The organism is Loktanella sp. SALINAS62, from assembly GCF_018263905.1.
GTDB lineage: Bacteria > Pseudomonadota > Alphaproteobacteria > Rhodobacterales > Rhodobacteraceae > Loktanella.
Window position 1 is genome coordinate 1 of sequence record NZ_JAAFZU010000065.1, and the last position, 263, is coordinate 263.

Annotated in this window: 1 pseudogene; it reads left to right on the plus strand. The window is 68.1% G+C overall.

From position 1 onward, the window contains the following. A pseudogene (locus GZH79_RS17520) lies at nt 1-263 on the plus strand (ABC transporter permease); the annotation flags it as partial.

The window sequence follows — 263 nt, forward strand, 5'->3', positions numbered from 1 at the left end:
CCGGTCGTGATCTGGATCTGCACCGGTATCGCCTTTGGCCTGCTGGTCCGCCGGACGGCACTTGGCCTGCTGATCGAGGCGATCGGCATCAACCGCGCCGCCAGTGCGCTGGCGGGGGTGAACGCACGGGTCCTGCTGATTGCGGTCTACGTCGCATCGGGGCTGTGTGCGGCTGTGGCGGGCATCATCGTGGCCGCCGATATCCGCGGCGCCGACGCCAACAACGCAGGCCTGTGGCTGGAACTCGACGCCATTCTGGCGGT